General features: G+C 49.6%; 13 protein-coding genes. 9 read left to right on the plus strand and 4 right to left on the minus strand.

Annotated features, from left to right (window positions below; translation table 11 throughout):
- Positions 1 to 110: 110 nt before the first annotated feature.
- The 5 genes from ebgA (at position 111) to ABT58_RS23585 (ending at position 8,014) form a co-directional block, all read left to right on the plus strand.
- Positions 111 to 3,224, plus strand: coding sequence for a beta-galactosidase subunit alpha (gene ebgA, locus ABT58_RS22485; RefSeq protein WP_047876678.1), 3,114 nt, complete (start codon positions 111 to 113; stop codon positions 3,222 to 3,224).
- Positions 3,225 to 3,227: 3 nt separating this feature from the next.
- A complete protein-coding gene (locus tag ABT58_RS22490; protein ID WP_047876679.1) occupies positions 3,228 to 3,680 on the plus strand; it encodes a beta-galactosidase subunit beta in 453 nt (150 codons plus the stop codon).
- 238 nt (positions 3,681 to 3,918) lie between these two features.
- Positions 3,919 to 5,361, plus strand: coding sequence for an amino acid permease (locus ABT58_RS22495; protein ID WP_047876680.1), 1,443 nt, complete (start codon positions 3,919 to 3,921; stop codon positions 5,359 to 5,361).
- A 193-nt stretch (positions 5,362 to 5,554) separates the two neighbouring features.
- The gene (locus ABT58_RS22500) at positions 5,555 to 6,991 is read left to right on the plus strand and encodes an amino acid permease (protein ID WP_047876681.1); all 1,437 of its coding nucleotides are present in this window, start codon (positions 5,555 to 5,557) and stop codon (positions 6,989 to 6,991) included.
- A 297-nt stretch (positions 6,992 to 7,288) separates the two neighbouring features.
- Positions 7,289 to 8,014, plus strand: coding sequence for an Npun_F0296 family exosortase-dependent surface protein (locus ABT58_RS23585; protein WP_053063180.1), 726 nt, complete (start codon positions 7,289 to 7,291; stop codon positions 8,012 to 8,014).
- A 142-nt stretch (positions 8,015 to 8,156) separates the two neighbouring features.
- Here the strand turns inward: ABT58_RS23585 and ABT58_RS22510 are convergent, their stop codons facing one another.
- Positions 8,157 to 9,590, minus strand: a complete 1,434-nt coding sequence (locus tag ABT58_RS22510; protein ID WP_047876682.1) for a pyridoxal phosphate-dependent decarboxylase family protein — start codon at positions 9,588 to 9,590, stop codon at positions 8,157 to 8,159.
- 291 nt (positions 9,591 to 9,881) lie between these two features.
- Between ABT58_RS22510 and ABT58_RS22515 the strand changes: the two genes are divergently transcribed.
- Positions 9,882 to 12,458, plus strand: a complete 2,577-nt coding sequence (locus tag ABT58_RS22515) for a YncE family protein (protein ID WP_053063181.1) — start codon at positions 9,882 to 9,884, stop codon at positions 12,456 to 12,458.
- 98 nt (positions 12,459 to 12,556) lie between these two features.
- Here the strand turns inward: ABT58_RS22515 and ABT58_RS22520 are convergent, their stop codons facing one another.
- Both ABT58_RS22520 and pnuC read right to left on the minus strand, forming a co-directional pair.
- A complete protein-coding gene (locus ABT58_RS22520) occupies positions 12,557 to 13,600 on the minus strand; it encodes an AAA family ATPase (RefSeq protein WP_047876683.1) in 1,044 nt (347 codons plus the stop codon).
- Between the two features lie 26 nt (positions 13,601 to 13,626).
- Positions 13,627 to 14,319, minus strand: a complete 693-nt coding sequence (gene pnuC, locus ABT58_RS22525; RefSeq protein ID WP_053063182.1) for a nicotinamide riboside transporter PnuC — start codon at positions 14,317 to 14,319, stop codon at positions 13,627 to 13,629.
- Between the two features lie 381 nt (positions 14,320 to 14,700).
- Here pnuC and ABT58_RS22530 point away from each other — a divergent pair, with 381 nt between their 5' ends.
- Positions 14,701 to 17,691, plus strand: coding sequence for an LVIVD repeat-containing protein (locus ABT58_RS22530; RefSeq protein ID WP_047876684.1), 2,991 nt, complete (start codon positions 14,701 to 14,703; stop codon positions 17,689 to 17,691).
- Between the two features lie 135 nt (positions 17,692 to 17,826).
- Here ABT58_RS22530 and ABT58_RS22535 read toward each other — a convergent pair whose 3' ends face one another.
- On the minus strand, positions 17,827 to 19,620 hold the full coding sequence (locus tag ABT58_RS22535) for an SgrR family transcriptional regulator (RefSeq protein ID WP_047876685.1): 1,794 nt from the start codon (positions 19,618 to 19,620) through the stop codon (positions 17,827 to 17,829).
- Positions 19,621 to 19,887: 267 nt separating this feature from the next.
- Here ABT58_RS22535 and ABT58_RS22540 point away from each other — a divergent pair, with 267 nt between their 5' ends.
- Both ABT58_RS22540 and ABT58_RS22545 read left to right on the plus strand, forming a co-directional pair.
- On the plus strand, positions 19,888 to 21,282 hold the full coding sequence (locus ABT58_RS22540; RefSeq protein WP_047876686.1) for a glycoside hydrolase family 1 protein: 1,395 nt from the start codon (positions 19,888 to 19,890) through the stop codon (positions 21,280 to 21,282).
- Positions 21,283 to 21,472: 190 nt separating this feature from the next.
- Positions 21,473 to 21,697 (plus strand): DUF3892 domain-containing protein, encoded by a 225-nt coding sequence (locus ABT58_RS22545; RefSeq protein WP_047876687.1) that lies wholly within the window; start codon positions 21,473 to 21,475, stop codon positions 21,695 to 21,697.
- Positions 21,698 to 21,728 lie beyond the last annotated feature (31 nt).

The raw sequence follows: 21,728 nt of genomic DNA on the forward strand, positions 1-21,728 counted from the left end.
AGTAAAAGTTTTACTAATATCTTTTACCAGATAGCGATTACGCATTTATTCACAGTACATCGGTCAGTGTGCTCCTTACCTACGGGAGCGGCCGAGGGGAGAAAAATAACGTGAACAACTGGGAAAATTTCCAACACCTACATGAGAACCGCATGGCCCCACGCGCCTACTTCTTCTCATACGACTCAGTACAGCGCGCACAGACTTTCCAACGTGAGCTCAGCCACCACTTCATGCTGCTAAGCGGTCAGTGGACATTCAACTATTTCACTAACCCATTGTTGGTGCCTGACGAGTTTTACTCTCAGCGCATGACCGACTGGGGCCAGATCACTGTGCCAAACATGTGGCAAATGGAAGGTCATGGCGATCTGCAATACACCGACGAAGGTTTCCCTTTCCCTATCGATGTTCCGTTTGTGCCAACCGATAACCCAACCGGTGCGTACCAGCGTACGTTCACACTGGGTGAGCAGTGGAACAACACCCAAACCATCATCAAGTTCGACGGCGTTGAAACGTACTTTGAAGTGTATGTGAACGGCCAGTATGTCGGCTTTAGCAAAGGCAGCCGCTTAACCGCTGAATTTGATATCTCAGCTTATGTCCAGCAAGGCGACAACCTGTTGTCTGTCCGTGTGATGCAGTGGGCTGACTCTACCTACATTGAAGATCAGGACATGTGGTGGACAGCCGGTATCTTCCGTGATGTGTACCTGGTCGGTAAAACACCAGTGCATGTACAGGATCTGGCGATCCGTACGGATTTTGCAGACGACTACCAAAGCGCCACGCTAAGCTGTGTGGTTGAACTGGAAAACCTGTCTGCGGCAAAAGCGGCAGGCTACACACTGGAATACGCCCTGTTTGACAACGGTGCCGTAATTGCCGAGGGCCGCTGTGAATCACTGACGTTTGATGCAAACCACACCACGCAGTTTGCTATCGACATGGTGAACCCTACCCATTGGACAGCAGAAAACCCATACCTGTACCAACTGTTCATCACCCTGAAAGATACACAAGGCAACGTGCTGGAAGTGATCCCGCAACGTGTTGGCTTCCGTGACATCAAGGTGCGTGATGGCCTGTTCTACATCAACAATCAGTACGTGATGCTACACGGCGTCAACCGTCACGATAACGATCACCTGAAAGGCCGTGCGGTCGGCATGGATCGTGTCGAGAAAGATCTGATCTTGATGAAGCAGCACAACATCAACTCTGTTCGTACGGCGCACTACCCGAATGACCCGCGTTTCTACGAACTGTGTGACATCTACGGCCTGTTCGTGATGGCAGAGACCGACGTGGAAACCCACGGTTTTGCAAACGTGGGCGATTTGAGCCGCATCACTGACGATGCCGAGTGGGAAACCGTGTTTGTTGACCGCGCAGAGCGCCATGTCCACGCGCAGAAGAACCACCCTTCTATCATCATGTGGTCACTGGGTAACGAATCTGGCTACGGCTGCAACATCCGCGCGATGTACGCGGCAACCAAAGCCATTGATGACACCCGTTTGGTGCACTACGAAGAAGACCGTGACGCTGAAGTGGTCGACATCATTTCAACCATGTACTCACGCGCGCAGTTGATGAACTACTTCGGTGAGCACCCGCACGCCAAGCCACGCATCATCTGTGAATACGCACACGCCATGGGTAACGGTCCGGGCGGCCTGACTGAATACCAAAACGTGTTCTATCAGCACGATCACATCCAAGGTCACTATGTGTGGGAATGGTGTGACCACGGTGTACTGGCACGCGATGAAAACGGCCAAGAGTTCTACAAATACGGCGGTGACTACGGCGATTACCCGAACAACTACAACTTCTGTATGGATGGCTTGATCTACCCGGATCAAACCCCGGGTCCTGGCCTTAAAGAATACAAGCAAGTGATTGCGCCAGTGAAAATTCGCGCGGTTGAAGGTAAAGCGAACGCTTTCATTGTGGAAAACAAACTGTGGTTCACCAACCTGGACGACTACACCATCACCGCTGATGTGCGTGCCGAAGGTGAAACACTACGCACGGTACAGTTCAAGGTTGAAGGCCTGCAGGCAAACAGCGCTCGTGAAATCGAGATCGCCCTGCCAGAACTGGATGCGCGTGAAACCTTCATTAACTTCACCGTACGCAAAGACAGCCGCACGCTGTACAGCGACGCCAACCACGATATCGCGGTCTACCAGTTCGCATTGAAAGCGAACACGGCAACAGCACCGGCGTTTGTGAACAACAACGCAACCGCCTTGGTCGTGAATGAAGATCGCTTAGCGCACGTGATTGAAGGCCACAACTTTACCCTGACCTTCTCGAAAGTGAACGGCAAGCTGACCTCTTGGTTGGTCAATGGCGAAGAGTTAATTCAGTCCGAACCTCGACTGAATTTCTTCAAGCCAATGATTGATAACCACAAGCAAGAGTACGAAGGCTTATGGCACCCAGCGCACCTGCAAATCATGCAAGAGCACTTCCGTACGCTGAACGTTGAGGCAAATGGTGACGCTGTCACGATTACGACCACCAGCATCATTGCCCCACCGGTGTTTGATTTTGGCATGCGCTGTACTTACCGCTACCAAATCAATGCAGACGGCTACCTACACGTCGATATGAGCGGTGAGCGTTACGGTGATTACCCACACGTGATCCCAGTGATCGGATTGGATCTTGGCATTAACGGTCACTTCGACCAAGTGAGCTACTACGGCCGTGGTCCGGAAGAAAACTACCAGGACAGCCAGCAAGCGAACCTGATTGATGTGTACCACACCACGGTTGCAGACATGTTCGAGAACTACCCGTTCCCACAGAACAACGGTAACCGTCAGCACGTGCGTTGGGCGGCATTAACCAACCGTCATGGCACAGGTCTGTTGGTGAAACCACAACAGGACATCAACTTCAGCGCCTGGTTCTACACCAATCAGAATCTGCATGCGGCACAACACACCATTGAACTGGAGAATAGCGGCTACATCACCCTGAACTTGGATCATCAAGTGATGGGCTTGGGCTCTAACTCTTGGGGCAGCGAAGTGTTGGATTCCTACCGCGTGTACATGGATACCTTCCATTACGGGCTGACGCTGATGCCACTTCAAGCCGGCGATTGCAGCGCACAAACGATGGCAAACCATGACTTTGGCACTGACTTTTTCAACACGGCGGCAACCACCCAAACCGCTACTGAATCAACGAACGAGGCGTAATCCATGATCGTGTTAGACAACCTAGACCAATTCAAAGTGGTGTACCGCAACGGTCGTAAATGGAACCGCTGTGTAGAAGCCATCAACAACATCGAAAACATGAAAGACGGCGTCATGCACTCCATCGGTGACTCACTGGTGTACATGATTGAAGACGGTATCGCTCAACAGACCGAGCAATTCATCGGCCACCGTCGTTACTTCGATGTGCATTACTACCTCGAAGGCCGCGAAACGGTGGAGTTCGCCAGCAAGCAAGACCTGAACATTGAGCAGGCTTACCGCGACGAAACCGACCGTGAATGGCTATCAGGCCAAGGTGAATCTCGTGAATTGTGTGAAGGCCAGGTCGTCATCTTTGAAAACGACAAGGCTTACCGCTTCCACGGTGACAACCGAGTAAGAAAAGTGGTGCTGAAAGTCACGATTGAAGATGGCTACTTCCTCAACAAGTAATCACTTTCATCACAAGTAAGGCTTTAACCCAAAGAAGAAGGACGGCAGTCGCTGGCTGCCAGTCCTTCAAATCTGGTAGTCCTTCAAAACATGAACACCTGTAACACCTGTTTTTGACAGATAGAGACAACGTCAAAAACACAAGAAACACCGTAATACCAAGCGCTCTAAGAAATAAGCAATAAGAACAAAGCAATAACAACACCTACATATAACGTGACTCTTCGGAGATGGAATAATGTCTGATACAAAACGTAATACCATAGGCAAGTTTGGCTTACTCTCCTTAACTTTTGCCGCTGTATTCAGTTTCAACAACATCATTAACAACAACATCGAGATCGGGCTCTCCTCGGCGCCAATGTTCTTCTTGGCGACCATTTTTTACTTTATCCCTTTCTGTCTGATCATCGCTGAATTCGTATCACTCAACAAAGACTCCGAAGCCGGTGTGTATGCATGGGTGAAAAGTTCATTAGGCGGTCGCTGGGCCTTTATTTCGGCCTATACCTACTGGTTCGTTAACCTCTTTTTCTTCACCTCATTGCTGCCACGCGTTATCGCCTATGCGTCTTACGCGTTCCTGGGCTACGAATACATTCTGACGCCGTTTACCACCACAGCACTGAGTATGATCCTGTTCGCTTTCGCGACCTATGTATCAACCAATGGCGCGAAGATGTTGGGGCCTATCACCTCCATCACGTCATCACTGATGCTGCTGCTGACCATGTCTTACATCCTGCTTGCTGGTGCCGCACTGATCGGTGGTGTACAGCCTGCTGACCCAATCACTATCGAAGCCATGACACCGGACTTCAGCTGGGCCTTCCTGGGTATTACAACCTGGATCTTCATGGCCGCAGGCGGTGCAGAATCGGTTGCGGTATACGTTAACGACGTGAAAGGCGGCTCTAAATCTTTCGTTAAAGTCATCATCGTCGCCGGTATCTTCATCGGTGTGCTGTACTGCGTAGGCTCACTACTGATCAACGTATTCGTACCAAGTGAAACACTGAAGTTCACCGGTGGTTCCGTACAAGTGTTTGAAGGCATGGCGAAATACTTCGGCCTACCTGAAATCATGGTTAACCGCTTTGTCGGCTTGGTGTCATTCACTGCCATGTTCGGCTCACTGCTGATGTGGACAGCAACCCCTGTGAAGATTTTCTTCTCTGAAATCCCAGAAGGCATCTTCGGTAAGAAAACTGTCGAGCTGAACGAAAATGGCGTACCAGCACGTGCTGCTTGGATCCAGTACCTGATTGTTCTGCCACTGATGATCATCCCAACACTGGGCTCAAACACTGCGCAAGACCTGATGAACACCGTGATTAACATGACCGCTGCGGCTTCTATGCTACCGCCTCTGTTCATCATGCTGGCGTACCTGAACCTGCGTCTGAAACTGGATCACCTAGAGCGTGACTTCAAGATGGGTTCTCGCACCACCGGTATCGTGGCTGTGTCTATCCTGATTGCGATTTTCTCTGTGGGCTTCCTGGCATCTACCTTCCCGACAGGCGCAGACATCATGACCATCATCTTCTACAACGTGGGTGGCATCGTGATCTTCCTGGGCTTTGCATGGTGGAAGTACAGCCAGTACGAAAAATCGCTGAATGCTGATGAGCGTAAAAAAGAAGCCGCGCCTACCGCGCTAGCGACTGAAAACGCGTAACCCATCACACAAAACGGAACAAAAAATCATACCCGAGCAGAGAGAACGTGAGCGTTCTCTCTGCACATACATAACAAAAAGGTTATATCCAAGCCCTCTCTTATCACGAAGAGTACCAAACAGCGTGAATCAGAGGGCTTCGCTATCACCACGCAACACGCTAAATCGATAAAAGTAATAATGGAGTACCACCATGTCTGATTCACTTCGTGGCACGATTGGCAAGTTCGCCTTGCTGTCGATGACATTCGCCGCAGTGTTCAACGTACGCAACATCGTCAACAACAACATCGAACTGGGCCTGAGCTCAGCCCCTATTTTCCTGCTGGCCACTGCGGTCTATTTCATCCCCTTTGTGTTCATCATTGCTGAATTTGTATCAGCCAATAAAAACTCAGAGTCCGGTATGTATGACTGGCTGAAAAAGCCGCTGGGCAGCAAAGCCGCTTACCTGGGCTCTTTCCTGTACTGGTTTGTGAACCTGTTCTGGTTCGTCTCTCTACTGCCGAACGTGATTGCCTATGCCTCTTACGCCATGCTGGGCTATGAATACGCCTTCTCACCCATGGTGACGTCGGTCATTTCCATGGTACTGTTTGCGTTCGCAACACACATCTCCACCAAGGGCGCATCTTGGTTGGGTAAAATTTCTGAAATCGTCGCTTACGGCGTGTTTGCCCTGTTTGGCATCTACGTATTCGGCGCGCTGTTAGCTCTCGGTGGCGATCACACGCCAGCCCAGCCAATCACTTTAGAAGCGATGACACCCACCGTAAACTGGGCCACTTTAGGTATCATGTGTTGGATCTTCCAAGCAGCGGGCGGTGCTGAAACGGCGGCGGCATACCTGAACGATGTGAAAGGCGGCCATAAGTCTTTCATTAAAGTGATCATCATTGCTGGCCTGCTAATAGGTGGCATGTACGCGCTGGGCTCACTGCTGGTGAACGTCTTCGTGGCACGCGATGCCCTGACCTATTCAGGCGGCATGGTGGAAATCTTCACGGGCATGGCGCAATACTTCGGTATTTCTGAATCGCTGGTTGGCCGCTTCGTCGGTATCGTCCTGTTCATTGCGATGTTTGGCTCCATGATGATGTGGACGGCAGCGCCGGTGAAAATTCACTTCTCTGAAATTCCAAAAGGTGTGTACGGTGAGAAAACCACAGAACTGAATGAACACGGTGTGCCAGTGCGCGCGGCATGGTGGCAGTTTGCCTTCGTATTCGTGATGCTGATCATCAACGGCTTCGGCTCTGAATCAGTACAGGACATGATGAGCCAAGCGATCAACCTGACCGCAGGTACCGCAATGCTACCGCCAATCTTCATCATGGTGGCGTACTTTGTCTTCCGCTGGAAACACGATGACACCCCGCGCGATTTCCGTATGGGCTCACAAAAGTTCGGCATGGGCATGGTATCGGTATTGATCGGGATCTTTATCGTCAGCATGACAGCTTCTGCTTTCCCGACGGGTGTGGATTTGGTACGCGCCTTCTTCATCAACGTGTTCATGACGGCGGTCTTCTCTGGCCTGGCATGGTGGTGGATCTCTCGCTTTGAAGCTAAACAAGCCAAGAAAGCGGCGGAACTGAAAGCGGAAGCATTAAAACCGGCTCACGCATAATCACTCAACACAAAGCACAATCCAAATACTCGCGAGCGTCTTGGCGCTCGCTTTTTTATTCCAATCACAATCTCATCATGGCTTCACCGCCTTCCCCTTTCAGCGTTCACTCTCACGCTTAGGATCCTGCCATTTTCTGTTTCGCAAAAAGCAAACCGCACATTTTCAAGCTGCATGTCGCAATATCAAGAAGCGGTCGCAATAGTAATAATAGTATCTATAAATCAAACAATTAATTATTGGCCTCAATATTGCTTATCTACTGTATGTCATGTCAGGCTAGGTAGGGAAACGATGATGAACAAGGCCTTTTTACTTTATCTCTTCGCCGTATTACTGGGTTGTTCTAGTGCACAAGCCTCGCTGCTGTTTACGATTGAAGATGCCTACATTGAAGAATCGCAAATTTCCGATCCCAAGCAGGTCGAAACTTTTGATGATTGGACGACAGGGACATTCAACGGCACGATTACCGCCGAATTTGGGGAATACGAAGTGCTCAACGGCGTGCCTCAAATTAAAGCGGCCAATGTGTATGGTGGCGCAGGCGGGGAGGGTAATTATCTTTTTGTGAGCCCTCAGCAAAACACGCAGGTGTTACTGACTTTTAATGATCCTGTCGGTTATTTCGGGTTTTGGTGGAGTGCTGGGGATGCCGGTAACAAACTGCAGGTAGAAACCTTTAAGACGACCTATGAATTTACCACTGCAGATGTATTCCAAGGTGATGCCCTGACCATGAATCACTACGGCAACACAAACTTCAGCGGCGGAAATGGCGGCGAACCTTATGGTTTCTTGAACTTGTATGCGACATCGGATGAATACAAAATCAAGTCGATCAAATTTTATGGCTCTAACTTTGAAAGTGACAACCACACCGTCGCTGGTGCATTGCAAAACCCAACGGGTACTGTGATTGTGACCGTGTCCGAACCCGCTCACCTCGGCGCATTGGCGCTGGCACTGCTGCCCTTGGTGCATGCACGTCGCACACGCATGACCAACACGATTCGCGCATGACAATCCTATCCGTACACCCAACCACCAAATGACGCGGAAAGGGTGGTGTCTTCGTCACCAATTTCTCGTCAAAAAAGCGCGAAGAGCAGGATGCCCTTCGCGCTTTTCTCTTTACGTTATCCAGTCACGACAATGATATGACTTACACCAACGCTGCTTTCTCTGCCGCAAATGCAGCCAGGATTTTCTCCACCGACGTCAATACATCCTCTTGGCTGGTGTGGTAATTCAGAATCGAAATCAGCATCGTTTTCAGGCCTTTATAACCGGATGTTGATGGGTACAAATACCCTTCCTGCTGCAAGCGATGCACCACGCGTTCTGTCAGCACATCACGGGAAGCCGTATCACCCGTGCCAAATTGCACAGAGAATCGATTCGACACGACATCATTCAATACCGTAATGCCTTCCACTTCTGCCAGTTGTGCTGCCATCAATTTGGCCAAATCTGTACAGTTATCCAAATGCGCAGCAATACCGGCTTTACCTAATGACTTAAAGGCCGCATATACCGGTACGCCACGGGCACGGCGTGATGCTGCAATACCAAAGTTAATCGCATTACGATCTGGCTTGGCCATCGCATCATTGAGGTAATCACCCATATTGTTGCCGCCCATGGCTATGGTGATCGCGGATGGATCTTTCACAATCACCATACCGCAGTCGTACGGCATGTTGAACCACTTGTGGCCGTCAGTATCAATGGAATCGATGCGCTCGATACCTTTCAACAAATGCTTTTGTTTATCACTGGCGGCGGCCCACAGGCCAATCGCACCATCAACATGGCACCACGCATTCGGGTGTGCCGCTACGCAATCGGCAATCTCATCAAACAAATCAAACGCACCGGAATCGATACAGCCCGCTTGTGCACACACCAAGGTCGGCCCTTCACAGTTGGCCATAATGTCACGCAGTGCTTCCGGCAACATACGCAAGTTATCATCGGTCGGCACTTTAATGATGTCGTTCAGGCCGATACCGATCATCGATAGTGCACGCTTAATGGTGGAATGGATTTGATCGCTGAGAACCACATTGATACGCGGCGCGCCGTATAAGCCTTGCGTAGCGACATCCCACCCTGCTCGTTGCAACAAGGTGTTACGGGCGGTGATCAGCCCGGTATAAATCGCTTCCTGCGCCCCAGAGGTAAAGCCCACCGCTGAACCCGGCGTTAGCCCCAACAATTCCACCATCCATTCTGCAGCGGTTTCTTCCACCACCGCCATCGCAGGGCTGGAGACATAATACGGTACGTTTTGATCCCACGCGCTCACCAACCAGTCAGCGGCAAGGGAAGCTGGCAAAGCGCCACCAATGGCATAACCGAAGAAACGCGGGCCACCTGATGCAATCAGCCCTGCATCAACGTTTTTCACCATCTCATCAATCACGGCAGCCGGATCGCTACCCTCAAGCGGCAATGGTCCTCCAAGCGCATAACGCAGTTGCTCTGACGTGGCAACCTGATCGATTTTGCGCTCAGGCAGAGATTCAATGTACGAAACGGCGTGTTCACATGAACGTTGAAGCGGGGATTGATACTGATTAAATGCGTGTCCCATGGGACTGTCCTCCGGTCTTTATTGATGCCTCCATCCTAAGTGCAACCGATATTAAAAATTTACCATTTCACGACATCATGAGTATTCTATCTCTTAGCCTTAACGCGTATTTACCCCTTGTCGCCATACACGCAGATATAGAAATTGTCATTACTCCACTGATCACGAAATAAGCAATTGAACACCTAATTGCAATTTTGTGATCTTAAGCCACGGAATGTTTCGACGTCTTTTTCGTTTTCGTTTCATTGCATTACATTTCATAGCAAATCCCCCACAGAGATATTAACCATGAAAAAGACTCTCCTTGCTGGCCTGCTTGGTAGTGTATTAGCGGCTCCTTATGCCGTTGCTGCACCTGCTCATGATGCTGTTTCCGAACAACAATATGTCGCCGATATGCAAACCATGCATCGCATGATGAACGAACGTATCGAAGAGCTACGCGAATACGCGAGCCATGAAGAAAATATTATTCATCGCAATGAGCGTCGCTTTATCATGGTTGATGGTCGTGAATATGAAGTGGGGGAAAATAATTACCTGTACTTTGATATTCCTCGTCCTTTCCATAACGAAGAAATGTTCCGCCACATCTTCGGCTTCTTTAATGAAGATTGGGAACTGAGCCTGTACGCACGTGGCATGGTGGCCGTAAACCGCATTTACGGTAACTACGACTACGGCAACGGCTGTTTGATGGAATACAACCCATCACGCCCATTCACGGCCGCTGATGGTAGCAAAACACCATTTTCACTAGAGATCAGCACCTGTCAGGTGGATGAGGGCCGCTCTCACCAAACGTTGCGTTACTTGGGTAAAGGCACCCCAATCACACATGAAACCTTCGGCTACGCACAATCGGGTGATTTCATCCCTGAATCTGTCGCGCTGCACGGTGACAAAGTCTACGTCGGTAACACCCACAGCGGTTTCTCACGCATCGACCGCTACGACATGCGCACCCAAAAAGCCCTACCGCCAATCACGGGCTTCACCCTGAACGGTCAGGAAGAAACCTACCGTATCGTGAGTGATGTGACGGAGCATAATGGCCGTCTGTTTGTGGCTTCTCTGTCCTCTAACCGCGTCGATGTTTACGATCTGAATAACAACGATGAAATCATCATGTCACTGGGTACCGGCGTGTACTGGGGCGACAAGTTTGTTGATGCCCTCACCCACCCGTACAGCGTGGCAGCCAATGACGAATATGTTTTTGTTGCGGACATTACCGGTAAGATCTCCATCTACCGACAAAGTGACGTTACGCAGGCCAACCACAAACGCGCGGTGAAACACGCCTTCTTTGATTTGCCAGACAGTAACAGTATCTACCGCAACATCAAGATGGAAGTGGTCGCTAACGAGCTGATCGTCAGCTTCGACAACAGCAAAACATATGTGTTTGGCATTGATCAGATCGAACCAGGTCAAACCTTGATCCCAGCGAAGCAGATCATCAACAAATCACAGCGTCGTAATGTCTTTGAAGCACAAAATGGCACCGTATTTACAGGTACCAGCCAAGGTAAAGTAGAGCTATTCAACAAGGGCGATCTGCAATTCAACGAACACGGTATCGCGACGACGCCTGCGTATGAGTTCAGCACCTACTTCAATGAAAAATTAGACAAAGAAGTGGCAACCAAAGCCAGCTGGGATCTTGCGGCAAACACCGACACGCTGGCGATGCTACAGGACAACACGATCCTGCTGGCGGATATGGAATCGCTAAAAGTCTACGTGAACAATGCTCCGGCTTGGGATCCTGCACCAGAGCTTGATCTGAACGCATATGAAGTCAAAAGAAAGCCATTGCTGACGAACGAAGAAAGCTGGGAAAGCCTGACGCAAAACCACGAAGTGCGCGTCAATCGCCTGCTTTCAGGTAAACAGCGTTTGGATAGTTTAGAAATCATCAGCTACGCCGCACAGCGCACGTTCGATCTGGATGTTGAAGCACGCTTTGGTAAAACCGGCCCATGGGTGAAACTGGGTTCAATCAGCGAGTTGGAGCCATTTACATCGTTCAAGCTGGATCAAACACTGGAAGACAACGTCTACTACCCAACCACCAATGATGGGCAGTCTGTCACGGTGATGGGTCTGAAAGATGTGTCGTACATGCCAGCTAACCTGATCGACATTCGCCTGACATCAGACACCGACACTTTCGTTCAGAAGATTACCGATCTGAAACCAAACTGGCGCCTGCGCTTTGGTACCTACAGCCCAGAAACCCACGGTAACTGGGGTCGAATTACGGGTCCTTACGCCCGTGAGTGGATGATCATGATGGCAAACTTTGCTTACATCATGAACAGCCCAGAGTTTGAACACATTTGGTTCAACTACAAAGAGACCTGGGGTCAAGGCACCAGCGAGTTCTTTGGTGATGCCGGCCAAGTGGACGCACCAAACGGTAACTTCACCGCTGAAGATTACGCACGTGTTTACCAAAACTTCATGAACCGTGATCTGATTGAACTGGGCGTATCCACCATCGGTGGTGGTCTGGGCGGTGGCTCTGTTCTGGGTATCGATACCTGGTTGTTCTACAGTCACTACTACCGTGAAGGTTTTGGTATTCTGGCACATGAATTCGGTCACGGCTTCGGTAGTCACGACAGTGCATACGCCAACGGTAACCATGGTTTCCAGCCGTTGATCAGCAATATGCATCACATGATGCTTCTGAATAAAACGCTGCCGTACATCGATGACAACATCAATGCCTTCTACACGTCACCACGTGAGTTGCTGCACAATGGCATTGCTGAGCACCTACGTGTACCGTTCCCAGAAGGTCACACTAACTGGGCCATTGAGTACTTCAAGAACAACCCAATCAGTGCGAAATAATTGGGTTTCATGACGATGTCGCTGAAAGTGATTTTCACTGACACGAAATAATAAAAGGGTCGCACACGCTAAAACGTGGCGACCCTTTTTTAATGACATTATCGTCTCTGTATTATTTCAGGTGATGCCCGAACAGTTTCTGAACGCTTCGCGAACTTCTCAAACTGGCGCAAAACAGCTGAGACTTGTGCAATTCGGCTGTCCAGATCCCCATTGACGACCAGATACGGCACTCGGCGTTCGTGCAAATCATCCAAAATCTGTTGCTGGAACCACTCTCGCTTTTGATCCCCGCTGCGATCCCACGTGTCCGTATACGGAATATCGGTATCGCACACCACAAACAAATCGTAATCTTTCTCTGCCCGGCTGGCGTAAGCATCCAACTGTGGTCCGACGGTGCCATGATAATCTTTGGCAAACACATAGGTAGTGATAGGACAGGTATCACTGAACAGGTAACCCCGTGCATCTTGCAATAGCGCTTGCTCTTGGCGCACATGTTCAGGGGCGATTTCCTCAAACTGCTCGAGACTCAATCGCCGATCCACCTGGTGTTCAAACCAATAGGTGGCCCCGTATTCCGGCATAAATACCGTCTGACAATGCGCGGCCATTGCCTGCGTTAACGTCGACTTGCCCGTTGAGGGCGCGCCCATAAAACAGACTTTAGTGATCAAATCACGGTACACATGCGGGCTCATCCACGCTCTGTGTGCATAAGGGTCTTGTCGAATCTGTGTGGCAGAGATCGGCACGACAGATCGCGCTTCATCAATGCGGACATCGTGTGCCCCCAGCGCCTGACTGACATGCGCGCCGTAAAACTCACTCGAAAAGAAATGGGTGATACCCAGTCCGGCCGTTTTCTCCAGAATGTACACCTCTTGCTCACGTTTGATCGCGGGCGTATCGCCGTAACTCTGCGGCCCACCCCACGCTTCAATGATCCGCACTTGCGGAAAACGCACCGTGATCCATGCCGCCCGCCGTTTAAGCGGCACCGACATCACGTCAGTGGGATAAATCATGACATAGAGCGTATCGACCTGCTGTAAAGCTTGCTCTATCAGGTATTCATGGCCTTTATGGAAAGGGGCATATTTGCCTAACGTTAATCCGATTTTAGGTGTGCTTTGCATACGACTTACACTCATCTACGGCCTGATCACGCTGTTTGGGGAGCTAAACGGGTCCAGCGCACAAAACCAAACAGGCTGTTTGCCAGAAAGATCACCCACATCACAATCATGCTGTCAGCGGCACTGCTGTCGTCCATAAAACGCATCGACCACAACACGATCATCAAGACATTTAAGCTGATGTAGAAAAACCACTGCTCTCGAAAACGCATTACCATCAACAGCGTTGCCACAATGGCGAACTGATTGGTGACCGCATCCAGGAAGGATAAATTCTGCCCCGGCAATTGCGACAACAAGCCATACACCACCGTAATACTCACCACCAGAAAACCCGCCAGTTGTATCATCCGCTGCGTGCTTAAACGACGCATGGCAACAAATGTACCCTGAGAGTGCTTTTTCCAGGTGAAATAACCAATCACACCCATCGGTAAATAAAACAACGTATTTAGTGCGAACTCGCCATATAACCCTTCATTAAACGCTAAATACGCATAACTGAGAGAATTCACGATGCCGATCAGATGGGTTTCTTTCATCCCTGATGCCGCGAGGGTGACACACACGACACCACTGACCAAAACCAATGAAGAAAACGCATCGCCACCGACATAAAACACCGCATACAAGGTCGCGATCGCAATCAATAATATATTCCAACGTAAGACGGTGCGCTGACTCGTGCTGCTTTCCAGCACACTATGACTCATACCCATGTTTGAACAACCTGTTCCCTGGATGATAAAAATCGCACAATATCAGACTGTTAATCCATTGATGAGTCTATTGATAAAATTTCACGGTAAGCATCACACCCTGTATGAGTGCATTACCTTTCTCTTCCGACAAGAAATTGACGAAATAATCAAAAAGCAATGTTGTTAACGTCAAAATATATCATTAGTAACATTAATTTTATTATTAATGATTTTTTTGGACTGCATGTCACAGAGCGCTATTTGTTCCTTTGGAAAAATTTAATTATTATTCAAATAACTCGAGTGATTACATATTTAATGCATTAATAAATAAGCACAAATTTATTTATTAATACATATCCTCCTATATCCACGCATTTATAAAATAGACCGTCAGTCATGAAAATTAAATTATTACCGGCAGTGATAGCGTCTCTGCTATCTGTCAACGCATACGCGTCAAACAACGATGCAGAACAAAGCTATTTCAAAGCCACCTCGGAAGCCGTACACCAGAACATCGTCAATAAGATTGAAGATCTGCGTCAGTATGCATCTGATGACAATAACGTCATTGTTGAAAACGGTGTCCGCAAAATCGAAGTCAATGGCGTGAAATACGCCCTAACTGACGACAATTACATTTCGTTCGATATTCCAAAACCCTTTAACAATGAAACCGCCTTCCGCAACGTATTCAATTTCATCGATAGCGATTGGGAACTGAGCTGGTACCACGGCGGCATGGTTGCCGTGAACAAGGTGTTTGGTAACTACGATTACGGCGACGGCTGTTTGATGGAGTACTACCCGAAAGGTACTGTCGATGCCAACGGCCCGACCCATGTTTTGCTAGAAACCACATCATGTAGCGTGAATGACTTTGAAACCACACAACAGTACTTCAGCAACGGTACATTCATCACCGCTGAGCAGTTGGGTGTAGATGCTCTAGCCATCACGGCTATTGAACGTTACCAAGACAAACTGTTCATCACACAGGATACCAACCCAGCGTTCATCACCATTTTCGATATGGCGACACAAAGCGTGATCGGCCGTATCGAAGGCATTGACAGCGATCGTGGCTTCCAGGCGTACAACCGTATTAACGAGTTGGCTATCCACAATAACCTGCTGTACGTGTCTTCACTGTCTTCGAACCGTGTTGATATCTTTGACCTGGACAATAACAACAGCTTGGTAGTGTCACTAGGTTCAGGCACTGGCTCATGGGGCGGCGCAAACGGTCTGGTTCACGCTCAATCGTCTGCAGCGACCGATGACTTCGTGTTTGTGACCGATGCACAATCGCGTATTTCTGTGTACCGTCAGCACGATCTGACACCAGAAAACCCTGACTTTGCAAAACGTGCGGGCTTCCTGGCTTATGAAGGGAAATACACCCACCGTAAAGTACAAATGCACACCATTGGCGATCACCTGATCGTGGCTACGGCGGATCGCGGCTACTTCGTTTACGACATGACGAAGGTCGACCAAGCCCTCGCTGATGGCGTGGATTTGGCGGCAGAGAAAGTGGTGTCACTGAACCTGCAAAAAGTGGATCTGGACAACAATACACTGATTGTCAGCTTTAAAGATCGCATTGAATGGCATGATGCCGCTGCGTTTGCGGCCAATGGTTTTGTATTCGGTGAACCACTGCGCACCGTGCGTGCCATCAATGGCCAACCAGTTTCTGCACTGAAAGATCTACACTTTGCCAACAATGAGCTGATCACGGCAAACAGTGAGCGCATTGCGATTAACTACCTGCTGAATAACGAAATCACGTTTGTGGCAGATACCTCTGTTGCACAACAGACCATTGCGTTTGACCAGCTAATGCCAACGTCTGTGACGCAGATTCTGGGCAACGATGAACCGCACCATGTATTAATGGACCGCGAGTTGCGCTCCGTTAACATCAACTCATTGGTGCAAACGAAACTGTTGAACAATGAAACGGTACAGATCACCAACTACGCGGCAAAAGAACTGCGCGATATCACGCCAGAGCTAAAACTAAACGGCATTAACAAGTGGTTCAAACTGGGCACACTGGATCGCATTCCAGCGTACGCACAGATCACCCTGCCACTGTCTGCCTTCAGCACGGATTTCCAATTCAACAGTGCCAATAACGACGGTGTGTTTGATCTGGCTGAACTGTTCGCCGCTGACTTGGAAGTGAAAGACCTGTTTGAGCACCGTTTCAGCTCTGAAAGTGATGCCTTTGCACAGCAACTGTCTCGCCTGAAACCAACGTGGGAAATCCGCTTTGCGGGCACTGCTGACCACAAATGGCGTGACATGAACGGCCTGTATGCCCGTGAATGGTTGATCATGATGACCAACTTCGCCTACATGGTATCGACTGACGAATTTAAACACGTGTGGTTTAACTTTGAAGACATCATGGGCTACAACATGCACTCGTACGCGGGTCAGGTCCACGAGCCAGGCGGTTACTTCACCACAGAAGATTACAACCACTACTACCACAGCATGCTGAAGCGCCCGTACGTTAACGTAGGTATTACTGCGATGGGTGGCGGCCTGGGTTCTGGCGGCATTACCGGTGTAGACACCTGGTTGTTCTACAGCCACTACTACGGCCAGTGGGGCATTATCGCGCACGAATTCGGCCACGGTTTTGACGGTAAGTCTTACGGTCACGGCACCAGCTTCGCGAACGGCGGTAACGGTTGGCAGCCTCTGATGACGATGTTTGCAAACTACCTCATCCGTAAAGGCGATCTGCCGTACATGGATGACAACCTAAATGGCTTCTACAAAGAAGAAAACGACGCTTACCAGTATGCGGATATCAGCTTGGGTAAACGTAAGCACCGTAGCGACAGCCACATGTACCTGCTGGACGAGTACTTCATGACTTTCTCTGACCTGCCTCAGGGTTGGTTCCAGCATGAAGATCGTTTTGCGCCTGAGAGCCTGAACAATCAGGAACGCATGATGTTGGCGAAAATGCCGATTCACGGTGATGACCCGTACCTGTGTCGCTTCGACTACACCACAGAAACAGGCACCACTCAGCTTCACGGTTACGTAGAGCAGTTGGATGATCAGCAATACCGTTGTACTGGTGGCGATGAGATCAGCTACCGCCAGCCAAACGGTGAGAAAGTGGCGTTTGCCTCGCCTGTGGGTGAGTTTGAATGGCTATCTCTGTACTCTCCAGAGCAAAAAGGTGAGCGTGTGACGACCGTCGACGGTCAGGCACTGTGTGCTATCAACAAAACCGGATTCTACGGTGTCGGTTTTGTGAACAGCGGTAACCAGTGTACTCAGCAGTCTGAAGTGTACTGGTCAAATGGCAAGCAGTGGACCTTCTCAAGCGGTTGGATTGACTACAAGTTCCGTTAATCTGATGGCCTGATACACACGCTATCAATGCCTCTTTTAAACTATGCCACTCAAGCAATTGAGTGGCATAGTTTATGCGAACGCGTTCTGGTAATCCCCTCACCTGTGCGGCGGTCATTTCATTTCCCTTTCTGCTTACCCTTCGACCCAGACATTTTTAAAGTCCGGCCACGACCAATCGGTCATTTGTACGCCATGCAACGCCCCTTGCCAGCACAGGGTTTGACGGTGATGAAACAACGGCGTCACCCAGTGTTCCGCAATCATGGTAGTTGCCAGCGACTCTAACCTCGGCAAATACCCATTCACCTCGCACTCTGCCCGCATCGCGGATAACGCTTGATCTAACCAATCATTCACCGCCGCCGGTAATACACAGCGCAGCACCGTATTGGAGCAAAACCACCGATACAGCGAGACCGGCAGGTTATCATCCACGTGCAGGCTGGTGATGACGATGGCTTCAGTCAGTTGGTGGTTCGTCGCCCGTGCCTGTAACGCCGCTAAGGTATACACGTGTACCTCACTGGCGACACCTAACTGACGCAGTTTCTCGCTCAGTACCTGGGCGCAATCCATGATCACTTGATGATCATACACGGCGATATCCATGCGAGCTGGTAACGGAGCAATCGCCTCCTCATCTCCCCATGCAGACGATGGTATGATCTTGGTCCAGCTCGGCAGCAAATTATACGCCGGCACCGCGACGCGTAATAATTCGGTCAGCGTCTCACCTTGTTGCTGAATCAATGCAGGAGACAAAATACGTGACAAGTAGCGACGTTGCGCACTGCTTAACGTGGGTATTTCCACATCTGTGCTGTCGTCGTCGGTCTGTAACCGTGTCCCTTGATTGAACAGTAAGAAGATCCCGCCATTCTCAACCCGTGTTTGCACGGATGAAGATGACACAGAAGCCTCCTGACGATCCTGCTCTCGGCGGCCAAACTCAATCCGCTCACTCGGTGGTTGCTCAAACTGCCAAATGGTGACGCTATCGGTCAGGGAACGCAGCGCAAAATACTGATCGAACGCGCGCAGACGCAAGCAGCGTTCGGAGTGCTCTTCGATCTGGAATGGTCCACAACCCTGCCCCGTACTATTAAATACAGCATCTTGAAACGTATTGTCTTGGCACTCAGGATGCACCTGCTCGGGCGGCTGAATGGAATAGCGTAGATCCGACAGCAACGCTGCAAAGCTTTTATCCGGGCTCGACAAGGTGACGGTGAGACACAAACGGGTTGCCGTCATGTCACGCACATGCGCCAACTCTTGCGCGTATTCAGACAGCGTTTGTAAGCGAGTCAGCAATGCTTTAATGAGTACCGCATCTATGGGCTGGCCCGAATGGAAAGTCAGGTTCGGGCGCAGGAAAAACTGCCAGACTGTGGCCTCGTCATTGCACTGCCAATGGTGAGCAAGCTGCGGTTGTACCTGCCCATGCGCATCGCACTGGGTCAAACAGGCATACACCTGACGCACCAGAAAGCGTTCGCTGTTGCGCAATGGCAGGTGGGGCAACAACGGCTGTAACACACGCGGGTAGGTCAATTGAATATGCAGTTGCCCTTCACGTACCGCCACGCCGGAGGTTTGTTGTAACAGTGAACAAAACTGACGCTGATCGCCCGCCAGTAACGTTAAAGCTTTTTCATACCGCCCCGCTTCAATTGCCACTTGGGCTAACTGTTGCTTCAATTCCGCCAAGGTGTAGCGCAAATGCAGCGTGGAACGTTGATTGCGCCCCACTTTCGGCAACCAGGTTAACCAATCACGCGCGGCTAAATCTTGCAGCAAAGTTCGACTATGACGCGACGACGTACACAGCCGATCAGCAATCTCCTGTTGTGATATCGCCACATCCTGTTTTACCGGCAACGTCAACAGACGGGCATAATGGCTCAGCGCCTTTTCTTCTTTCAATGTCGGAATCTACCCACAACAAACACTTCCTTATTTTACGATTACCCTGTCATTTCGTACATCAATCAGGCCAAACATTCCTAAAAAGGCATGCTGACCGACAATATGCGGAACAAAAATCAGATTGATTCCGCTCTTTTTCTTCCGCTTTCACTGGTAAATACTGAATGCAGATTTTCTTTGCCTTGTTGATGAGATTCATACAAAGCGCGCTATTCACACAAGACTATTCATTCACACAAGCTAAGACAGACGAGGTTCATCACGATGACCGCTTTTCCGCACGATTTTCTCTGGGGCGGCGCGATCGCTGCTAATCAGGTAGAAGGCGCTTTCAATTTAGATGGCAAAGGCTTATCCACCTCCGACATGCTACCAAACGGCATTTTGAGCCCGCACCAAACCCGCGAGGCTCGCACGCCGGGCATCAAAGATCTGGCGATTGATTTCTACAACCGCTATCCGGAAGACATCGCGCTATTCAATGAAATGGGCTTTAACTGTCTGCGCCTGTCGATTGCCTGGACGCGCATTTTCCCGAACGGGGATGAGGAAACACCAAACGAAGCCGGATTGGCCTATTACGATCAGATCTTCGATGAACTGGCGAAATACAACATGACGCCGTTTGTCACCCTGTCTCACTACGAAATGCCTTACGCGCTGGTGGAAAACTACGGCGGTTGGGGCGATCGTCGCTTAATTGCGTTCTTTGAACGTTACGTCACCACCGTGTTCGAGCGTTACAAAGACAAGGTGAAACTGTGGCTGACCTTCAACGAAATCAACATGTCGTTGCATGCGCCGTTTACCGGCGTTGGCTTACAGGAAGACGCGTCTGAACAAGCGATTTATCAGGCCATTCACCACCAGCTGGTTGCCAATGCCATTGCCGTTAACGCCTGCAAGCGCATTATTCCTGACAGCAAAATCGGTAACATGCTGCTGGGTGCCATCAACTATCCGTACACCTGTAACCCGGATGATGTGATTGCCGCCATGCATGAAAACAACAAGTGGTTGTTCTTTGGTGATGTGCAAACCCGAGGCAAATACCCGGGCTACATGCTGCGTTACTTCCGCGAAAATGGCATCACGATTGCGATGGAAGACGGTGACCTCGACACCATTGCGCAAGCCTCAGTCGATTTCATTTCGTTCAGCTACTACGCCAGCGGCTGTGCAAGCGCCGATCCGAAACAAAAAGAAGTCGGCAACATTGTCGACAGCGTGCCGAATCCGTATTTGGAGAAAAGTCAGTGGGGCTGGCTGATCGACCCGAAAGGCCTGCGTATTTTGCTGAACTTCCTGCACGATCGTTACCAAAAGCCGCTATTTATTGTGGAAAATGGCTTGGGTGCCATCGATGAGTTGGATGAAAACGGCGAGATTCAGGACGATTACCGCATTCAGTACATGAACGACCATTTGGTACAAGCCCGTGAAGCCATGCTGGATGGTGTCGAGCTGATGGGCTTTACCAGTTGGGGACCGATTGATTTGGTCGCCAACTCCACCGCAGAAATGAAAAAGCGTTACGGCTTCATTTACGTGGATCGCCACGACGACGGCACAGGCACACTGATCCGCAAACGCAAGAAGAGCTTTTACTGGTACCAAGATGTGATTAACAGCCGTGGGCAATCACTGACGGTGAAGTAATTCATAAATCAATTCGATCTATCATAGCTATTTGATGCTACTTAAACAGAGGTTGTACATACTCAACCTCTGTTATTAACATTCAAAAAGCAAACGGTTGCTCCCGATGTGGGATTTGATTAAAATATAGCCTCGACAAGGAGATACAATTTTCAAGGATGTACCTAGGATATAAGACTGAGGATACATCATGACGAAACAAATCATCGCAGCTCGAAAAAACTCTAAAGGCAATATTACAAAAGTGCGTTTTAAGGGGAACTCAACCTTCACATCTCTAGAAACTGCAATCAAAATGGCTAAACGTGGTCAAATTGAAAATACACATTCTGTAAAAGCTAAAAACAAATCCCCCCATATCAGAACTAACCCCGACAAATCTAAAACCAACAATCTAGATGAGCTTGCCAAATAATTGATCTATGCAGCTAAGGCTTGCCATTTTC

Source organism: Photobacterium aphoticum (assembly GCF_001029435.1).
GTDB lineage: Bacteria > Pseudomonadota > Gammaproteobacteria > Enterobacterales > Vibrionaceae > Photobacterium > Photobacterium aphoticum.